The following is an 18,321-nucleotide window of genomic DNA, read 5'->3' on the forward strand; positions in this document are numbered from 1 at the left end:
CATAACAAAGGATGTACAGGCACAGCATGCATAGCTGATATTCATTTTGGCGATATCACCCGGTGCCGGACCACTTCCCCCACAATGATCAGCGCGGGACTGCCAACGCCAGCCTCGGCTGCCTGCCGTGCAAGCCCCCCCAGTGTCCCGGTCAGCACGCGCTGGTCCGCGCGCGTGCCACGTTCGACAATGGCGGCGGGCCAATTCGCGGGCAGGCCATGCGCGATAAGCTGCGCGCACAGGGCGGGCAGGGCGGCAACCCCCATATAGATCACCACCGTCTGTCCCGGCCGCGCCATGCTGTCCCATGGCAGGTGCAGCGTGCCATCCGCGCGGGCATGACCGGTCACGAACATGCAGGCCTGGGCGCAGTCCCGGTGGGTCAGCGGGATACCGGCATAGGCAGCGCAGCCATTGGCTGCGGTGATGCCTGGTACGACCTGAAACGGGATGTTGGACTCCAGCAGGGTCTCGATTTCCTCGCCGCCGCGTCCGAACACGAATGGGTCGCCGCCCTTCAGCCGCAGCACGCGCTGGCCCATGCGCGCGCGGCGGACCAGTTCGGCATTGATTTCTTCCTGCGGCATGGTGTGTTTGTTGCGGCGTTTGCCGACAAACACCAGTTCCGCATCACGCCTCACCCGGTCCAGCAAAGCGGGTGACAGTAACTGGTCATACAGCACGCAATCCGCATTCTGCATGAGGTGCAGTGCGCGCAGCGTCAGCAGGTCCGGGTCGCCCGGTCCCGCGCCGACCAGCCAGACCTCGCCCCTCGTGTTGGTGGAGGCGATGATGTCATCCAGTATGGCCCGCGCGTGCGCGATTTCGCCCCGCCGGGCAGCCTGCGCGCCCGCGCCATCAAGGAAGGTTTCCCAGACCTGCCTGCGGCGCGAGATGTCGGGACAGGCCGCCCCTACATGCTCACGCTGCTGCTGCATGAAGACGGCCAGTTCCCCCGTGCCATCGGGTATGGTGCTTTCCACCTGTTCGCGCAGGCGGCGGGCCAGGACGGGCGCGGCACCGCCGGTGGAAATGGCGATGCGTACCAGCCCGCGATGGATCTGGGCTGGGGTGATGAAGGTGGATGGCTGCGGGTCATCCACCGCGCAGACGGGAATGTTCATTTCCTGCGCCAGGGCCGCGGCGGCACGATTGACCGCGCGGTCATCGGTCGCGGCATAGACCAGCCGACAGCCGGGCATGATGGTGCGCAGTGTGGTGATGTCGGCCGTGCTGGCGACGTGGGTGATGGAGTCGTCTTCCACCCATGCCTGCATTTCCGCATCAAGGCGGCCTGCCACGACCTCGACCTTCGCGCGATGGGCCAGCAGCAGGCGCACCTTGTTGGCCGCGATCATGCCGCCGCCAACCACCAGCACCCGGACATTGTCTAGCCGCAGCGCAATGGGAAACCATGCGGGTTCGGGAATATTGGTCATGCAGTCAAACAGCCGGTCGCGCCGGCATCCTGTAGCTGGGGAAGGGCAGGTCTGTAAGGAAACGCGTGGGGTGGTGGTGGGGTCGCGTCAGTGGGAGGCGACGTTCTTCACCCCTTCGGCATAACCCCAGCGTGCCCATGTCGAACGGTCCTTGACCGATCCCGGCGTATTGGTGGCGCATGCGGCCAGTGACAGCACGATGGCACAGATACCAAGAACGGGAAGAAAACGGGCCAAAAAAACCTCCTGCACGACGCAATGGCCGACATAGCAGAAAAGCCATGCCTGCACCACGTCCATACATGAATTGGCGCGCGCCCTCACGCCCCATCGTGCACGCAGGCGGAATGATGTTATGTAATCCGTCCCGCCACTGGCGTCAGTGACGGATAGGGGAGAGGAAAAGATAGCGCATGGAAACCATCAGCACCGTCGCCGGATTGCGTGCGCGTGTCAGGCAGTGGAAGCAGGCAGGTGCGCGCGTGGGCGTGGTGCCAACCATGGGCGCGTTGCATGAAGGCCACCTGTTACTGGTCCATGCGGCGCGGGCGCAGGCGGAGCGGGTGATTGCGACAGTTTTCGTCAACCCGATCCAGTTTGATAACGCGGATGACCTTGAAACCTATCCCCGCACGCTGGAAGCGGATGCACGCCTGCTGGAAGATGCGGGGGTGGATGTGCTGTATGCGCCCACCGTGTCGCAGATGTATCCGCCCGGTTTTGCCACGCGCATCAGTGTGTCAGGTGTGTCGGAAGGGCTGTGTGGCGGCACCCGCGCGGGCCATTTCGATGGCGTGGCGACGGTAGTGTGCAAGCTGTTGATGCAGACGCTGGCGGATAGCGCCTTTTTTGGCGAAAAGGATTTCCAGCAGGTTCAGGTGGTCCGCCGCATGGTCACCGACCTTGACCTGCCGGTTGAGATCGTGGCCTGTCCCACGCAGCGTGAGGCCGACGGGTTGGCCCTGTCATCACGCAACCGGCGTCTTGCGCCCCAACAGCGCCAGATTGCCGTGGCCCTGCCGCGCATTATGCGGGCCTGTGCCGCTGATATCGCAGCGGGCGCGGATATCCCGGCTGCATTGGCGCAGGCGGCCCGTCAACTGGCGGATGCTGGTTTTGACCCGGTGGAATACGTGGAACTGTGCTCGGAACTGGACCTGCAGCCACTGGCCGTCATGAGCGAAGGCACGCCCGCGCGCCTGCTTGCGGCGGCATGGCTGGGTGACGTGCGGCTGATCGACGGCATGGCGGTGTCCATGCCGGAATAAAAAAGAAGGAAGTTTTTTGGTGCAGCCTTTTTTCAAAAAGGCTGCATTCCTTGAAGCTTTTTGAAAAAAGCTTCACCAGAAACTTATGGTTTTTATCAGTTTTTTCAGGCGTCCAACTTGCGCGCTTCGTCGGGCAGCATGATGGGAATACCGTCACGCACCGGAAAAGCCAGGCCCGCTCGCTTGCTGATCAGTTCACCGGCCTCACGGTCATAGACCAGCGGTCCCTTGGTTACCGGGCAGACAAGGATGGACAGCAGCCGGGGGTCCAGCGGTGGGGCGGGCGGCTTTTCAGTCATGGCGGCAGATCCCATGCAGGTTGCAGTTATTCAGGCGATATTGGTCACGATGGGGATGCACCCTCATCGGGTTCATGTCCAGCCCCGTCCAGCAGATTGCGCAGGATCTGTGCACGGGCGGCGGGCGTGGGCGCTTCCAGCATCATCTGGCGCGGTGCCGTGCCAAACGGGCAGATCATGGGCAGGGTGACCAGCAGGGCAGCGTCATCCATCTGGCGCAGCGCGTCCCATTGCGTGCTTACACCCTGGGCCTCGCAGAAATCATGCAGGGCGTTGAGCAGCCCTTCACGATCAAAGGGAATGTCATCGCCGGCATCCGTCAGGTCGGACACAAAGGAAGACGCATCGACGCGCGCCACGCGGTAGCCCCGGCGCATCTCCGTCTCGCGCAGCAGGCGGAAACGGGCGATGCCGGTCAGCGTGATGGCGTACGTGCCGTCCGTCCGTTCGGTCATGGCGGTGATACGGCCAATGCACCCTATGTTATATAGCGGCGGGGTCGTGCTGTACCCATCGTCCATATCGGCATCCCCGCTATCATCTAGCGGGCTGCCATCCATGCCATCCAGCGGGCGGGGCTGGATCATGCCGATCAGGCGGTTACCCGCCAGCGCATCTTCCACCAGCGCAATATAGCGTGGCTCGAACACGTTCAGCGGCAGCCGTCCCTGCGGCAGCAGCAGGGCTTCATCCAGCGGGAACAGCCCCAGCTCCGCCGGGAAGTCCGCCAGTGTCATTTCCCCGATCTGCGGGATGCGGCGGAGGATGTCATCATGGATGATGATGGTTCCCCGTGGATCATGCCGCGTCACGAAAACAGCAACGAGGACATGCGCCGACGCGCTGCCACCGTATCAGGGTCGGTCTGGCCCCAGGCTTCGAACAGGCGGATCAGCTGCTTGCGTGCGCCGTCGTCATTCCACGCCCTGTCCTCTTTCATGATGGTCAGCAGTTCATCGGCAGCCTCAGCGCGCTTGCCCGCGGCATTCAGGGCTACAGCCAGTTCGAAGCGGGCGGCGTAGTCTTTCGGGTTGGCGGTAATACGGGCGCGGATTTCCTCGGCTTCCTCAGCCGCCTTGCGCCCTTCGCGCTTGAGTTCAAGTGCGGCCTTCGCCCCGGTGATTTCGGCATGGTTGGCAATGGACGCGGGGGCATCGTTCAGGGCGGTTTCTGCCCCTTCCTCGTCCCCCATTTCAATCAGGGCACGGGCAAGGCCACCCCATGCGGCGGGATTTTCGGGTTCGATTTCCAGTACCTGCGAAAACAGTCCGGCGGCGGCTTCGGCACGGCCTTCTTCCATTTCCTTGCGGGCCGCTTCCACCAGATCGGCGGCGGGCAGGGCGCCGCCTGCGGATTTCAGTACGTTTTCCACGAAACGACGGACTTCGCTCTCGGGCTTGGCGCCCTGGAACAGGTCAAGGATCTGCCCCTGCCAGAAGGCGGCAACCAGCGGGATCGACTGCAGCGGCAGGCCGATCTGGGTCAGCTGCTGCGCCAGTGCGCGGTTGGCGTCCACATCCACCTTGACCAGCCGCACGCGGCCACCGGCGGCGCGCACCACTTTTTCCAGAACCGGGGTCAGTTGCGTGCAGGGCTTGCACCACGTTGCCCAGAAATCGACCAGAACCGGGATTTCACGGCTGGCTTCCACCACGTCACGCATGAAGGTGTTCTGCGTGCCTTCCATCACCGGGTCGGGCCTGCCGCCCGCTGTCGGCGGGGTACCTGTGGGGGCGGAACCGGCGGGGCGGGGTGTCTGGCCGATAATGTAATCCATCTGGTCGCGTTCCTGTTGGTCTGGCGACCGGCATGGGGACGGGGGCACTGTCTGCCCTTATGCCCATGCCGGTCGGTTCATATGCTGTAAGGATAGATTGGCATTCCCGGTGATTCCCGCAACCGCATTCTGGGGGGATGAAAAAAAACTTCGACAAAAGCATTTTAACCCCTTGCACGCCCATCGGGTTTGCCGTAAACACCGCTTCACCGACACGGAGCGCGGGCGTAGCTCAGGGGTAGAGCACAACCTTGCCAAGGTTGGGGTCGTGGGTTCGAATCCCATCGCCCGCTCCAGATTTTGAGATTAAATCAGTTGGTTGACAAGCGGCCCTTCGGGGCCGTTTTTGTTTTGTGGGATTTGTCCTGTCCTGCTGACCGTAGGGTGCCTGCACAGGTTCATCCATCCTGAAAATCAGCATGTCGGTTTGTAAAAGGAATGCCTGCTGTCATTCGACATGGCATGTCATTTTCTTGCGGACAGATCCGGCCAGAAATTCATGTAATGCGCATCATGATATTGAGGTTTTATGCCTTTTTCATGAAAAACAGATGCATGATTTCCATGGAACGTCGGTTGGCAGAAGTGGAGCGGTGCTGCCCCGGCAGGCCGTGACATGATTTATTGTCATGCTGATGCGGAAATTGTTTTGCCTGACGTATCAATATGTTTATAAACGTAACGGTTCATTGTCCGGTTTTCTGATTTCTCTTTTCGCATTCTGAAAAATCATCGACGGTTATCGCGATCGAAACGTTCTGGACCTGATGGCGGCGCACAGTGGGCAGGCAATTTTTTGCCATCATCGGAGGGTACGCAGGATCTGACATGCTGGCGGTGCGGGTAGTATCAGGCGATCTGTTTCCCCCTGTCATCATCCGTACACTATGTATGGTCAGTTAAAATATGATCTGATAAAAGACCTTCCGATTGACCCACTTTATCTCGTACCGACGGCATGCTGGACGTGTGCGGGTTCCATTCACTTTTAGTGCCTCCTTCACCATAAATCCTAGCCGCGGTGTGACATTGACCATTTCCTGTTTTCTGAAAGATTTGGGCCCGCGTCGCCATCGTGTTCGCAAAGGGCAGCGGTTTGCTGTCATTGGTGGAGTAATCCTGCTTCTGGCCGGCTGCAATACCCTGCCTGATAGTGGCCCCACGGAGGCGCAGTTCAATCACGCCCAGCGGGACCAGAAAAAAAACACCCTCGGATACGGGATCGTTGAAGTCACGCCCGAACTCATTGCTCTTCTGGATAGCGAGGCCCCTCCGGCCTTCAGTAGTCTGGATAAGGACAATGCGCCTACGACCCATACCAGTAACGACACCGTTGGGCCGGGTGACCTGCTGCAGGTCGCGATATATGAAGTAGGCAGTGCGCTTTTCAGCCCCAGCAGCACGGCAATGGCGGCATCCAGCGCCAGCGGCACCAGTACGCAGCCTTCCCCATCCACGGCGTCCAGCCTGCCATTGCTGTCTGTTGACGGAAGTGGTGATGTGGATGTGCCTTTTGCCGGGCAAATTCATGTAACCGGAATGACGACCGATCAGGTGGCTGAAGCCATCCAGGGGCGCCTGAAGGAGAAATCGCAATCGCCTCAGGTACTGGTCCGCATTGCGTCCGACATTGCCAATTCCGTCATGGTGTATGGCGGGGTGCGGCGGCCAAGCCGGGTGCCACTGACTCCGAACCGTGAACGTATCCTTGACGTCATCGCCCTTGCCGGGGGACAGGAACGTCTGACCCAGCCGGATGAGGATTATGTCGTCCGGCTGACACGCAACAACCGGATCGCGGAAATGCCGCTCAAGGCGATTGAAAACGATCCATCCCAGAACATACTCATGCAGCCGGGAGATCGGGTGCAGTTGACGTTCACGCCTCGAAGCTTCACGGTGTTTGGCGCCAGCGGTCAGGTTACCCAGACCCAGTTCACTCTTCCGACACTGACAATGGCGCAGGCCATTTCCCGCGTGGGTGGACCGATCGATTCACGCTCGGACCCCAATGCCGTATATCTTTTCCGTTTTGAAAACGCGGATATCTTGCACCGCCTTGGCATGCCGATTGACGATAGTGCTCCGACCGCACCGGTGGTCTACAAACTGGACATGATGAATCCCAGCAACTACTTCCTTGCACAGAAATTCATGATGCGGGACAGGGACCTGATCTACGTTGCCAATTCGTCCAGCAACAAGTTCTATAAGTTCTTTGGCCTGATCAGCACCATTATCGCGCCCGGGATCACCGCAGCATGGATAGCCAAATAATGACCCGATCCGTATGTAATCCAGTTTCGAGCGCTATGCTCCTGCGTCCTGTTCCTTTTTCCCGGAAGCATGCTTCATGAATATCGAAGTGCATGTCCCTGATGAAGACCGATATCAGCCTGAAGATGTATCCGTGCTGGTGCGCATGCTGAATGCGGTACGCAATAAAATACGGAATAATCTGTATTTTACGATTTTTGTTGTCATACCGACTCTTCTGACGGCGTTGTATCTGTTTTTTATCGCGACGCCGCAATATATATCGGAAGCGCATTTTGTCGTGCGTGGACATTCCAGCCAGTCCGGTTTTTCGCTGAGCAACATCCTTCAGTCTTCTGGCGGCGGAACAACATCCGAAAATACATATGTAGTACAGGATTACATACAGTCCCGTGATGCGGCGGAACTGCTTATCAAACAGAATCATCTACTGGATGTTTATTCTCGGCCTGAAGCGGATTTATTTGCCCGATATCCCCTGTTTGGGCTGGAGAAGAATTTCGAGCATTTTTACAAGTATTACCAGCGCCACGTATTGGTTGAACAGGATTCGGAAACCAATGTTTCCATTCTGACGGTTCGCACGTTCCGCGCCGAAGATTCCCAGAAGATTGCCCGTGCGCTCCTGGATGCCGGTGAGGAACTGGTCAATGAAATCAATCGTCGGCAGCGGGAAAACCTGATCCATGCGACCGCCTTGGAAGCACAGGCGGCAGAAACCAAACTGCGTGAAATCGACCAGAAACTGGCTGAATACCGTAATGCCGTCGAATTGATTGATCCGCTGCGGCAATCGCTGCCAATGACCAGTTATGTGATCAGCCTGCAGAACATGCTGACATCCACCAATATGCAGTTGCAGCAACTGCAGGCCAGCGCGCCCAATAGTCCCCTGATCGCGGCATATCAGCGGCAGGCAACGATCCTGTCGGACCAGATCAAGAAATCATCCAACCAGATTACAGGCCCCAATGGATCTCTCGTGCCCAAGATCACGGGATATGAAGATCTTATGGTGCAGCGTGAGATTCAGCAGCGCGTGCTGGCCAGTGACGTTGTCTCGCTTGAAGTCGCCAAGCAGCAGGCAAACCAGCAGATGATCTATGTAGACGAGATTGCGCAGCCAAACGCGGCTGACTGGCCGGAATATCCGCGTAATACGATTGTTCTGTTTCTCGTGTTCATGTCGTTTCTGGGGCTGTACACCATGGGCAAGCTGCTGATCGCCAGTGCCCAGGAACGCAACCTTCGTTAAGCATGCTGGTCTGATGGTGTGGTCTGCTGAAAAAAGAAATCTGTCATGCTGCGTTGTATAGATATCGTTAAAGACTTCCATGTGGATAAAGGGACGCGTCGCGTTCTGGACCGTGTCAACTTTCAGGTGCAACGGGGCGAAAAGCTGGGCATTCTGGGCCGTAATGGCGCGGGTAAATCGACGCTGATCAAGATTATCGGCGGGGTAGAACTTGCGACATCCGGGCGGGTTGAAAAGAATATGTCGGTGTCATGGCCCTTGGCGTTTGGTGGCGCGTTCCAGGGAAGCCTGAGTGGACTGGATAACCTGCGTTTTATTTGCCGGATATATAATCTGGATTACAAGGAAACGCGTAAATACGTCGATGATTTTTCGGAACTGGGTCACCAGCTTCTGGACCCGGTCAAGACATATTCATCGGGTATGCGTGCCCGTCTTGCCTTTGCCCTGTCAGTGGTGATCGAGTTTGATTGTTATCTGATTGATGAAGTTATCATGGTGGGTGATGCGCGCTTTTATGAACGTTGCCGCAATGAACTGTTTGTCAAACGGGCAGACCGTGCGCTGATTATTGTTTCCCATGATATGAATTTCATCAGGGAAATATGTAATAGAAGTGCTATTATTCATGAACGGAAGATGATTGAATGCAATACCGTTCAGGAAGGAATAGATCTGTATCATAGTCTGTGATTTTTATAATAATAAAAATCAATTACTTTATAAAATGAGAAAGATTATCATCTCAAGCTATGTCGGGCGGAGTCAATAGTTCTCTGAATTGAACGGAATATGTCATATGCGACAGATGCATGTACTTCGCTGCCAGAAAAATTCTCCTGAAAACCTAACAAAAACAGCATGAAGTGCGCAGCATGAGGATAATGGTGTTCTGTTTTTCTCAAAGGAGCGGGACATTTTCATATGCTTCGTCGTTTATCCTCTCTATGATCTTAGACTTGTGTAAACCCTAACCAGAACCGGCGAGATTTCTCCCGGAAGTTTCTGCTGCTCCAAGAGGAATTGGCATGTATATCAGGCTCGAACAGACTGATGTGTGATGCTTGATACGTCACCCCAGAAAGAAGTTTCTTCTCCACGCCGTTTTCTGCTGCTTCAGGGTCTGATGGGCCCCTTTTTCCATGAAATTGGAAAAGCGTTTCGCAAGGCGGGCTATGAAGTTTATAAAATCAATTTCAATGGTGGAGATCAGCTGTTCTGGTGCCTGCCGAACGGGATTGATTTTACCGGTCGTATGGAGGAGTGGCCTTCGTTTCTGGCCAATGTTCTGACGAAGCATGGCATCACCGATGTCATGCTGTTCGGTGACTGTCGGCCCCTGCATCGTAAGGCGACGGCCCTGTGTATCGAACGTGGCATTCGCGTTTATGTGTTTGAGGAAGGATATATCCGTCCAGACTGGGTCACGCTGGAACTCGATGGGGTAAACGGACATTCCTCGCTGCCGCGCAATCCCGAATGGTACCGCCAGCAGGCTGCCCTGCTTCCACCGTTACCTCCGCATAACCAGGTTCCGTCCTCTTTCCGGCGCCGGGCGCTGGAGGCCGTGGCCTATAACGCCGCGGATCTGCTGACGCGGTGGTATTTCAGGAACTGGCATGATTATCGTCCCTGGCATCCATGGACCGAGGGTATCGGCTGGCTGAAGCGTCTGAACCGCCGGGATGCGGCACGGATGCGGACGGAAGGCATCATAAAGGAAGTAGCGGACAACAACTTTTCCTACATGCTGTTTCCCCTGCAGCTGGATGCTGATGCGCAGATCCGTCTCCATTCGGATTTTGACGGCATGACGGGCGCAATCCAGCTTGTACTGGAATCCTTTGCCCGACATGCGCCAAAAGATCTTTTCCTTCTGGTCAAGGAACATCCGCTGGACAATGGGGTCAAGGACTGGCGCAAGCTGGTCTATACCATGGCCCGGAAGCTTGGGATCATCAACCGGGTACGCTATCTCGAAACGGGTGATATTGCCCAGCTGGTGCGGGTTGCCAAGGGCGTCGTGACCATCAACAGCACCACGGGCACTCTGGCGCTGATCTGCAATGTTCCGGTCATTACTCTGGGGCAGGCGATCTATGATATCCCTGACATTACGGATCAGGGGTCGCTGGATCATTTCTGGGCCGACCCCACACCACCGGATCCCGTGACATTTGAGGCTTTCCGGCGTGTGCTGATCGACCGTTGCCTGATTGAAGGCGGGTTCTTTTCGCCAGAAGGGCTGGCATTGCTTGTACAGGGGACGCTCCAGCGTATCCGTCGCACCACGCCTGCACAGGATGGGAAGGTTTTCACCATCTCGCATCTTGATGCCCAGCCGTCTTCCTCTCATTGATCCGGTATAGGCCTGATGTCCGATCAGTCTCATATTTTCATGGATATTTCACGCCTGCTGTCGCGGGCGCGCAATCCGATACCGACGGGAATTGACCGTGTAGAATATGAATATGCCCGGTATCTTCTGGCGCATGAGGCACATCGTCTGACATTCGTGGCCTTTCATCCGGTTGGCCTGATCGCGCATGTCAGCACGTCGGCTGTCCGTGATTTCCTGGATGTCATGGGGCCTGTATGGGATGGTGATACGGGTCTGCGCGCGCGCCTGCCCCGCATGGCGCAGCGCCTGACACAGACCGTATTGCTGTCACGCTGGACCATGCCGGCGTACAGGGGGGACAGCATCTACCTGCTGGTGTCCCACCACCACCTGACCCGGCCGCGCGCCATTGAACAGTTCCTGTCCCGCCATGGCAGTCTGTTCGTGCCGATGGTGCATGACCTCATTCCCATTGAATTTCCGGAATATGCCCGTCCGGGTGAGCCGGAACGGCATGCGCTGCGCATGGCGACGGTGGCCCGGCTGGCCGCGGGCGTGATTGTTCCCGCCCACGCCGTGGCACGGTCGCTGGCGCCTTACCTGCAAGGACGCCCGGCACGGGACCATGTGCATGCCGTGCCCCATGGACTGCATCTGCAGCTTTCCGGGCAGGGCGCTGATACCATGCGCATTCCGTCCGATGGGCGACCTTATTTTGTCTGTCTTGGCACGATCGAACCCCGCAAAAATCACCTGCTGCTATTGAATTTATGGCGGCGCATGGTGGAAGACGCCGGGCCACGCGGCAGCGTTCCACGTCTTGTTCTGGTCGGTCGACGTGGTTGGGAAAATGAGAATATTCTGGACATGCTGGAACGCTGTCCGGCGCTTCAGGGCAATGTTCTGGAATATAACGATCTGTCCGACCCCGAGGTTGTTACCCTGCTGCAGGGATCGGCGGGACTGCTGTTTCCGTCATTCGCGGAAGGCTTTGGCCTGCCTCTTGCCGAGGCGCTCGTGCTCGGTGTGCCGGTAGCGTGCAGCGATATTCCCGTGTTTCACGAAGTTGCGGGTGAAAATGCCATCTATCTTGACCCGACCGATGGTCCAGCATGGCGTGCTGCCATCGAACGCCTGCTGGGGCAGGAACGTACAAACGACACGCCTGTAAAACATGGTCTGGATCTGAACCTGTTCAACTGGCCGCGTCAGGTGGCGCTGGGGATTCAGGCGGCAGACCAGACCGCGGCCTTTTTTCAGTTCCGTCCGCAATATGACGACGCTCCTGTCGGGTAGTGATCGGTAGCGTTCTCCATGACATTTTTTAAGATCAGGCAGAAGAAAGGTTCTTCCACGGGGAAATCATCGTCTCCGATGATCTGGCTGGATAGTAGGAATGTCGGCAGGGCCGGTGGAACAGGGGTTGCGACCTATGCGCGTGGCCTGCAGGAATGCCTAGTTTCCATGGGATTTCAGACACGATACCTGTGGGATCACAATCCTGACAAGGTCGAGACGCACACGGAAAGAGCAGTTCAACGGATCCTGAGGGTCTTCAGGGCGCTGGCCTTTGTGCGCAGGATCAGAAACGGTTATCGGAACCCATCAGGCGAGCAGTATCCTTTCGTTCCTGATCTGTACAGAAGCACCCATATACATTTCCGGAGATGCAGGCATCTGTTACGGTTACGTACTCCGACGCCGCCTGCCATCATGTTCTGGACATATCCGCTGGCCGTTATCGTCGAAAATACGGTTAATGTGGTGACAATCCATGATCTGATCCCTCTGACCCATCCTGACCTGACAGACATCCGGCCGGATTTTTTGCGCTCACTTCTTATGCAACTCGTCAGGCGGGCGGATGTTGTTGTCACAGTTTCGGAAACGGTTCGGCAGCAGATAATGGACAGGTTGGATGTGCCGGCGGATAGGGTCATCAATCTCTATCAGCTTGCCGGTGTGTCGCAGCACGAGCGTCAACAACTGGTGAATGCGCCGCAGGTCGCACCCCAAGACTGTTTTGTCTGTATCGGTCGTGTGGAAAAGCGCAAGAACATAGAGCGTCTGGTGGATGCCCATGCCCGTAGCGGGACACGGCGTCCATTGGTCCTGCTTGGACCAGATGGGGATGACACGCCTGATTTTACGCCACGAACGCCGCAGCAGCAGATCATTCGCATCCCGTGGTGCAGTCGCCTTTCCCTGCTGCGCACCCTTGCGGATGCGCATGCCCTGCTGTTTCCATCACTGGCAGAGGGTTTTGGCCTGCCTATAATCGAGGCAATGACCCTTGGGGTGCCGGTACTGACATCCCGGGGCGGGGCCACCGAGGAAATAGCAGGCCAGGCAGCAGTTCTGGTTGATGCCTATGATATACAGGACATCATGCGGGGCATCAGAGTCCTTGATGACATGCAGCCAGGTACGCCTACGTGGGAAACGTTACGGGCGGCTGGCCTGCGACAGGCGGAAAAATTCTCCCCTTCCGCCCAAAAAGTACGTCTGGCTGCATTCTATGCGCAGCTTCGCTCCCGGTTTCCTGATCTGCCTTTGCCGTCATGATGTCATATTGTTTTGTTAGTAAGCTGAATTGAGGGATTTTTGCGGGTTTTAGGAAAAAATTTTTCCCCTATTGCGTTGTGAATATAATTCAGCATAAATCAGGCGTGCTGCATCGTTAAGATGAAATGTCAGAAATCAGATGCTCGCGAGACATTGGCAGAGGTGCACAACAACAAAAATAGGTATTACCTCTGATGAAATGGCGTGCCATGACCTGAAATATGTTGTCTGTAAAGCGCTGTTCAGGCAGGAAAGCTAAATTCATGCCGGATGTGAATTTTCAAAGGTATCTGTTATGCAGCAAAAGCGTAGGATAAAGGAAGAGGCGCCTGTTCGTCTGTTCAAGAATCCTGTCATGGAATCCCTGACGCTGCTGTCTTTTGGTGTATTCGCGGGGGTATGGGCTGTTGTACTCTCTGTCGCTCTGATTATCGCATGGTGCATGTCATCATCAGTAAGCAGTCTGTTGTGGTACTGTCTGATCGGTTTTGTCGCATGGTTCCCGTTTGAATATCTGATGCACCGGTTCCTGTTTCATTTCAACGGCCGGTCAGCATTCATGAAATCCATGATCTATCTGCTGCATGGCAACCACCATGATCAGCCTAATCATCCCTTGCGTAACCTGATGCCTCTCAGCGCGTCGCTGCCTCTTGCATTGCTGATCTGGGTGGGGTGCGTATGTTCCATGGGATATGCTGCGGGGAGTGCCATCGCTGCAGGGTTCCTGTGCGGGTATGTGGCGTATGACATTGTGCATTATTCCTGCCACCAGTTTCCGATGCGTATGAGCCTGCTGCGCAAGATCAAGATTCATCATATTAACCACCATTATCGCCAGAGTGACGCCAATTACGCGATTACGGCGGTTTTCCTTGACCGGATCTGCCATACGGATGTCTCTCAACCCGAGAGCAAAAAAGCCTCCTGATTTTCTTTTGGGCTCCTGATCTGCCGGGTTGCCAGAATATCCATTCCGCCATGTTTTGGCTGTTACGGATGGAATATGCATCACGGGTCTCATAATTGCGGCGTTGACATCGTCACCGATGTGGTAGCCTGCTGCTTTTTGGTCGTTTATTTCAGTAAATAGATCTTATTTCAAATTGCGTGCATTTTGAAAGACAGGAGCAAAGGCGGCCATCCCCCGTTCGATCCGGTGCTGATGTTCAAGATCCTGGTCATCCAGACACTGAACAATATTTCCGACGAACGAACAGAATATCTGATCAATGACCGCCTGTCCTCCATGCGTTTCCTCGGTCTGGGACTGTTGGACCGGGTGCCCGATACCAAAACGGTCTGACCGTTTCGCGAGCGTCTGACCGAGGCAGGCGCCATCCAGAAGCTGTTCGAGCGCTTTGACACCACCCTGCGTAACGCTGGGTATCTGCCGATGGCCGGCCTGATCCTGGATGCCACGCTGGTGGCAGCGCCAAAGCAGCGCAATACCAACGGGGAGAAAGCCGATCTTCGGGAAGGCCGGATCCCCGAAGGCTGGGAAGATAAGCCGGTAAAGCTGTTCCACAAGGGCAGGCACGCCCGCTGGACGCTGAAGTTGAAGGCAAAGCGGCAGGAGGACGGGACACTCCCGGCCATGGACCTCGCCATTCCGTTCTTTGGCTACAAATCGCATGTTTCCATCGATCGAAAGTTTCGACTGATCCGGAAATGGGAAGACAACGGATGCCGCTGCCAGTGATGGTGCCAGACTGCGCGAGGGCCTGCTGGATAAAACCAATACGGTCTCAACCGTTTTGGCCGACACCGCGTATCGCTCGAAAGCCAATGAGGACTTCATGGACAAAGAAAGTTTCGTCTCGAAGATCCACAGGAAAAAGCCGCATCTCAAGCCCATGCCTCGCCATTTCCAGCGGTCCAATGCAGGGAAGTCGGTGATCCGATCGCGCGTCAAGCATGTCTTTGCCGATCAGAAATCGCAGATGGGTCTGTTCGTTCGAACCGTGGGTATTACCCGGGCCACCATGCGGATCGGCCTGGCCAATATTGTCTATAACATGCGCCGTTTCCTCTTCCTCGAGAGGTTGAACGTGAGCGCGTAGCCATCCCGGTGGCGATACTCCCCGGTCTGTTCAAAACGCAGATTGAAAGCCAGCCTGGGAACCTTCAATCAGCACGCCACAACCCTGAAATCACGAGCCAAGCGCATCAACCAACGGTTCTTCGATCCTCCACCTGCTGGTTAAAGCCCGGACTTCGGGAGATGCCAGTTCTCGCTGGCCTAAATCGGGGGAGCACATCAATCATTCTCTAGCGCAGAAATCGCCTCGACAGATGCCCGTTTGATGGGGGCTGTTCAAGGCACGCCATCACACCGAAGGAATATTATTAAATATCAACGATCTAAGTTGTATCTACCGTGCAGAGCAGGAAGATAGATAGGTCATTTTTGTAGCCATGATCTATCTTATAGCCACAATTACCAATTCACGATAATTCCCAATAGTCCCTGAAAGGATGGTTGGATATGAAAAATTTTTCTCGCCGGGCTTTTTTGCGCGGATCATCTTTTTTTATAGCAACTATTTCAACCACAGCTCACGCACGCGTATTTAATGAATCGCAGGGTCAGATCTTAAACCTAAAAGATTTTAACGCATATGGAGATGGACAGACAGATGACACATCTGCATTACAGAAGTGCGTAACACAGGCGGCCCTAAAAAAATCTTCTGTATTTATCCCAAAAGGAAATTATATTATTTCTAAAATAATTAATATCCCTGATTCCATAGAAATTTCAGGAGAAGATCAGTTGTCTGTTGTATTAAAATCCATTTCTGACATTGAAACACTTTTTCATTTTTCAGGTAATAAATGCTCATTGCGTGAATTTTCAATAGTAATGAAAGAAGGAAGCGCAGGTGATAGTGCCAAGGGAGCAATCAGTATAGGATCTTCAACAGGGTTCCTTATAGAACGTATTCATATTAAAAATGGAACAGGTAGTGGTATTGTTACAGAAGGATCTGATAATATATCCCATGGATGTAGGGGAATAATACGAGAATCTTCTATAAAAAATTGCAAAGGCCACGGGATATATATGGCAAATATTTCTACTGGCATCGACATAATGCAGTGTATGGTAAAAAATAATAAAAATATTGGTATATTATTTGGTGCGATTACATATCCAACCAAAGCGTATTCTGGACATGACTGCCGGATTGTCGGGAATTTTATCTCAGGTAATGGAAGTTTCGGAATTTTTACGAATACATTATGGCAGCCTGTAGAAAATATTCAGCAACAAAATATCGGTTTTGGAAAAGTTCAGTATTGTAGAAATATTTCTGTTGTTAAAAATACAGTAACGCATAATGCGGGAACAGGTATTATGGCTGGGGGGTATAACTGCATTTATAGAGAAAATAAATGTATTTACAATGGTCTATCTATGCCCGGATCCGCAGGTATGGTTGTCGCTGGATATGGATTAATAGTTACTGAAAATACCAGTTCTGGTAATATGTCATTTGGAATTGACGTGGGTGGGTCAGTTAAGTCAAATATATATGGGAACATTGTTACGCATAATGGAAATAATTCTCCTTTTGCTGCGGGAATAAATATTGGTGCATCATCAGAATGCAGCATCAGTCAAAACTTAATTCTTTACAATGGATCTAATCGAGGGTGGGCTGCTGCCATTACAGTTAATGGCTATGACGGAGATGGCAATAGATTATATGATAATAGAGGAAAAAATAACTACGTTTATAAGAATACAATAATATGCACAAATAAAAATTATGGTATTATCATAAGAGATCAAGCGTATGGGAATATAATAGAGAAAAACAAAATTTCAGGGTGTGAGAACTATAATTCTATAGTTAATGATGTTGATGGAATTTTTCCAGAAAACAAATTGATAGATAACATCATCAATGGAATTTCTTCAAAAGAAAAATTGCCCGTATCGGTTTCAAATTCTGGAATTTTAACAATACCCGATTATGGGGAAAATTTTCTTGTATCTGGTAATGTTCCCATTAAATCTATTGTAACACAGTCATCCGGTGTATTCCGCAACATGTCAGTAAGCACAATTGTTGTTGAAAATAGTGGCTCTGGTTATAAAACAGCGCCTACGGTTACTATCTCAGGGGGCGGGGGAAAACAGGCAGCAGGGAAAGCATATTTAGGATTTGGAAAAAATTCAGACAAAATTGTTGGTATATTGGTTACTAATGGAGGAAATGGCTATTCGTCAAACCCTACTGTAGAAATATCTGGTGGTGAAGGTAATGGTGCTAAAGCTACGGCTATTGTAGGATGCAAAAATTACGTTAACCGAGATATAACATTATATTTTTCAAGAAATGTAGTTATTTCTCCTCTTATTATAAAAAAACCGATGATTGGAACGCCACACTCTTTTTTAAAAATACGTGGTACCAGTGGTCACGATACTGATTGGGTTAAGATGTATTGAACTGTCCTAGGACCTGTTAGGTCTTGAATAACAGAACGGACTGCATGGCTGTTTGTGATGGGCATGATGCAGCCTGTCTTTTCCGATACCACATGGTCCATCTGGGAGCCTTTGATCGAGGAAGTTGTCCGAAGGGCAAAGACTCCACCGAAGAACCTGCGACGGGCGATCTCTGCGATTTTCTGGCGCCATCAGAACGGCACGAAGTGGCGCGCCCTGTCATCTGAGTTTGGTCCCTGGTGGATTGCCGCACAGTTGTTCATTCGCTGGTCGAAGCTTGGGGTGTGGCAGCGCCTCTTTGAAAAGGTAAGAGGCGCGGACCCGGAACTGGGCATGGTCTTTCCCGATGCCACGACGATCCGTGCCCATCACAAGGCGGCTGGAGCCGCCAAAAAGGGGATACAATGGACGCCACAGGGATCGTGAGTCGCCTGGCCGCTCATGTGAAGGCTTTGGCACCAGGGTCTGCGTAGCTGCGGATGGACATGGCCGGGCCTTGTCCCTCACACTGTCGCCCGGACAGACACATGAACTGCCATCCGCTTATGCCCTGCTCGACGACCTGCCATACCCACCGACCTATGTCGTCTGTGATTGCGGATATGCTTCGCATAAATTCCGTGAGTATCTCTGGGACC

General features: G+C 54.1%; 17 protein-coding genes, 1 tRNA gene and 1 pseudogene. 13 read left to right on the forward strand and 6 right to left on the reverse strand.

Translation table 11 applies throughout. The annotated features are described in order from the left end of the window. Positions 1-41 precede the first annotated feature (41 nt). The gene (gene cysG / locus AC1RQ9_RS11310) at positions 42-1,439 is read right to left on the reverse strand and encodes a siroheme synthase CysG (RefSeq protein WP_485986972.1); all 1,398 of its coding nucleotides are present in this window, start codon (positions 1,437-1,439) and stop codon (positions 42-44) included. Between the two features lie 87 nt (positions 1,440-1,526). After that, a complete protein-coding gene (locus AC1RQ9_RS11315) occupies positions 1,527-1,676 on the reverse strand; it encodes a hypothetical protein (protein WP_019087433.1) in 150 nt (49 codons plus the stop codon). 176 nt (positions 1,677-1,852) lie between these two features. Here AC1RQ9_RS11315 and panC point away from each other — a divergent pair, with 176 nt between their 5' ends. After that, positions 1,853-2,707 carry a pantoate--beta-alanine ligase gene (gene panC, locus AC1RQ9_RS11320; RefSeq protein ID WP_485986974.1) on the forward strand — a complete coding sequence of 285 codons (855 nt, stop codon included), beginning with the start codon at positions 1,853-1,855 and terminating at the stop codon, positions 2,705-2,707. 104 nt (positions 2,708-2,811) lie between these two features. Here the strand turns inward: panC and AC1RQ9_RS11325 are convergent, their stop codons facing one another. Genes AC1RQ9_RS11325 through AC1RQ9_RS11335 form a run of 3 tightly spaced genes read right to left on the reverse strand, consistent with a single transcriptional unit; the run spans position 2,812 to position 4,783 of the window. Next, a complete protein-coding gene (locus AC1RQ9_RS11325; protein WP_010516368.1) occupies positions 2,812-3,006 on the reverse strand; it encodes a Trm112 family protein in 195 nt (64 codons plus the stop codon). A gap of 44 nt (positions 3,007-3,050) precedes the next feature. Beyond that, complete coding sequence (locus tag AC1RQ9_RS11330; protein ID WP_485986976.1) at positions 3,051-3,818, reverse strand: LON peptidase substrate-binding domain-containing protein; 768 nt, start codon at positions 3,816-3,818, stop codon at positions 3,051-3,053. Next, the gene (locus tag AC1RQ9_RS11335) at positions 3,815-4,783 is read right to left on the reverse strand and encodes a tetratricopeptide repeat protein (protein WP_485986977.1); all 969 of its coding nucleotides are present in this window, start codon (positions 4,781-4,783) and stop codon (positions 3,815-3,817) included. The genes AC1RQ9_RS11330 and AC1RQ9_RS11335 overlap by 4 nt, the downstream gene beginning before the upstream one ends. A 221-nt stretch (positions 4,784-5,004) precedes the next feature. On the opposite strand from AC1RQ9_RS11335, the gene AC1RQ9_RS11340 reads away from it, so the two are divergent. The 4 genes from AC1RQ9_RS11340 to AC1RQ9_RS11355 all read left to right on the forward strand — a co-directional run bounded on the left by AC1RQ9_RS11340 (position 5,005) and on the right by AC1RQ9_RS11355 (position 9,008). Continuing rightward, positions 5,005-5,079: transfer RNA gene (locus AC1RQ9_RS11340), tRNA-Gly, on the forward strand. A gap of 760 nt (positions 5,080-5,839) precedes the next feature. After that, a complete protein-coding gene (locus tag AC1RQ9_RS11345; RefSeq protein ID WP_485986978.1) occupies positions 5,840-7,060 on the forward strand; it encodes a polysaccharide biosynthesis/export family protein in 1,221 nt (406 codons plus the stop codon). A gap of 133 nt (positions 7,061-7,193) precedes the next feature. Then, the gene (locus tag AC1RQ9_RS11350; RefSeq protein ID WP_485986979.1) at positions 7,194-8,315 is read left to right on the forward strand and encodes a KpsE/RkpR family capsule polysaccharide export protein; all 1,122 of its coding nucleotides are present in this window, start codon (positions 7,194-7,196) and stop codon (positions 8,313-8,315) included. A gap of 45 nt (positions 8,316-8,360) precedes the next feature. Further along, positions 8,361-9,008, forward strand: a complete 648-nt coding sequence (locus AC1RQ9_RS11355) for an ABC transporter ATP-binding protein (RefSeq protein ID WP_193732898.1) — start codon at positions 8,361-8,363, stop codon at positions 9,006-9,008. 379 nt (positions 9,009-9,387) lie between these two features. Here AC1RQ9_RS11355 and AC1RQ9_RS11360 read toward each other — a convergent pair whose 3' ends face one another. Continuing rightward, complete coding sequence (locus AC1RQ9_RS11360; RefSeq protein ID WP_485986980.1) at positions 9,388-9,615, reverse strand: hypothetical protein; 228 nt, start codon at positions 9,613-9,615, stop codon at positions 9,388-9,390. A 15-nt stretch (positions 9,616-9,630) separates the two neighbouring features. Between AC1RQ9_RS11360 and AC1RQ9_RS11365 the strand changes: the two genes are divergently transcribed. The 8 genes and pseudogenes from AC1RQ9_RS11365 to AC1RQ9_RS11400 form a co-directional block, all read left to right on the forward strand. Then, positions 9,631-10,674, forward strand: coding sequence for a capsule biosynthesis protein (locus AC1RQ9_RS11365; RefSeq protein WP_485986982.1), 1,044 nt, complete (start codon positions 9,631-9,633; stop codon positions 10,672-10,674). Between the two features lie 15 nt (positions 10,675-10,689). After that, positions 10,690-11,952 (forward strand): glycosyltransferase family 4 protein, encoded by a 1,263-nt coding sequence (locus AC1RQ9_RS11370; RefSeq protein WP_485986983.1) that lies wholly within the window; start codon positions 10,690-10,692, stop codon positions 11,950-11,952. 18 nt (positions 11,953-11,970) lie between these two features. Continuing rightward, entirely contained in the window at positions 11,971-13,221 is a 1,251-nt protein-coding gene (locus AC1RQ9_RS11375; RefSeq protein ID WP_485986985.1) for a glycosyltransferase family 4 protein, read from the forward strand. A gap of 442 nt (positions 13,222-13,663) precedes the next feature. Then, entirely contained in the window at positions 13,664-14,152 is a 489-nt protein-coding gene (locus AC1RQ9_RS11380; RefSeq protein ID WP_485986993.1) for a sterol desaturase family protein, read from the forward strand. Between the two features lie 192 nt (positions 14,153-14,344). Continuing rightward, a pseudogene (locus AC1RQ9_RS11385) lies at positions 14,345-15,284 on the forward strand (transposase); the annotation flags it as partial. A gap of 425 nt (positions 15,285-15,709) precedes the next feature. After that, entirely contained in the window at positions 15,710-17,683 is a 1,974-nt protein-coding gene (locus AC1RQ9_RS11390; RefSeq protein WP_485986986.1) for a glycosyl hydrolase family 28-related protein, read from the forward strand. A gap of 63 nt (positions 17,684-17,746) precedes the next feature. Then, positions 17,747-18,109 carry a transposase gene (locus AC1RQ9_RS11395; protein ID WP_485986987.1) on the forward strand — a complete coding sequence of 121 codons (363 nt, stop codon included), beginning with the start codon at positions 17,747-17,749 and terminating at the stop codon, positions 18,107-18,109. After that, on the forward strand, positions 18,030-18,321 hold a 292-nt coding region (locus AC1RQ9_RS11400; RefSeq protein WP_485986988.1), incomplete at its 3' end, for a transposase. The genes AC1RQ9_RS11395 and AC1RQ9_RS11400, both read left to right, overlap by 80 nt.

The organism is Komagataeibacter ossonobensis, from assembly GCF_057359305.1.

Excerpts from the sequence above, each read along its gene's own strand:
- cysG (WP_485986972.1), bottom strand. The coding sequence starts at position 1,439 with ATGACCAATATTCCCGAACCCGCATGGTTTCCCATTGCGCTGCGGCTA.
- panC (WP_485986974.1), top strand. The coding sequence starts at position 1,853 with ATGGAAACCATCAGCACCGTCGCCGGATTGCGTGCGCGTGTCAGGCAG.
- AC1RQ9_RS11325 (WP_010516368.1), bottom strand. The coding sequence starts at position 3,006 with ATGACTGAAAAGCCGCCCGCCCCACCGCTGGACCCCCGGCTGCTGTCC.
- AC1RQ9_RS11335 (WP_485986977.1), bottom strand. The coding sequence starts at position 4,783 with ATGGATTACATTATCGGCCAGACACCCCGCCCCGCCGGTTCCGCCCCC.
- AC1RQ9_RS11355 (WP_193732898.1), top strand. The coding sequence starts at position 8,361 with ATGCTGCGTTGTATAGATATCGTTAAAGACTTCCATGTGGATAAAGGG.
- AC1RQ9_RS11360 (WP_485986980.1), bottom strand. The coding sequence starts at position 9,615 with ATGCTTCGTCAGAACATTGGCCAGAAACGAAGGCCACTCCTCCATACG.
- AC1RQ9_RS11365 (WP_485986982.1), top strand. The coding sequence starts at position 9,631 with ATGCTGTTCGGTGACTGTCGGCCCCTGCATCGTAAGGCGACGGCCCTG.
- AC1RQ9_RS11370 (WP_485986983.1), top strand. The coding sequence starts at position 10,690 with ATGTCCGATCAGTCTCATATTTTCATGGATATTTCACGCCTGCTGTCG.
- AC1RQ9_RS11375 (WP_485986985.1), top strand. The coding sequence starts at position 11,971 with ATGACATTTTTTAAGATCAGGCAGAAGAAAGGTTCTTCCACGGGGAAA.
- AC1RQ9_RS11380 (WP_485986993.1), top strand. The coding sequence starts at position 13,664 with ATGTCATCATCAGTAAGCAGTCTGTTGTGGTACTGTCTGATCGGTTTT.
- AC1RQ9_RS11390 (WP_485986986.1), top strand. The coding sequence starts at position 15,710 with ATGAAAAATTTTTCTCGCCGGGCTTTTTTGCGCGGATCATCTTTTTTT.
- AC1RQ9_RS11395 (WP_485986987.1), top strand. The coding sequence starts at position 17,747 with ATGATGCAGCCTGTCTTTTCCGATACCACATGGTCCATCTGGGAGCCT.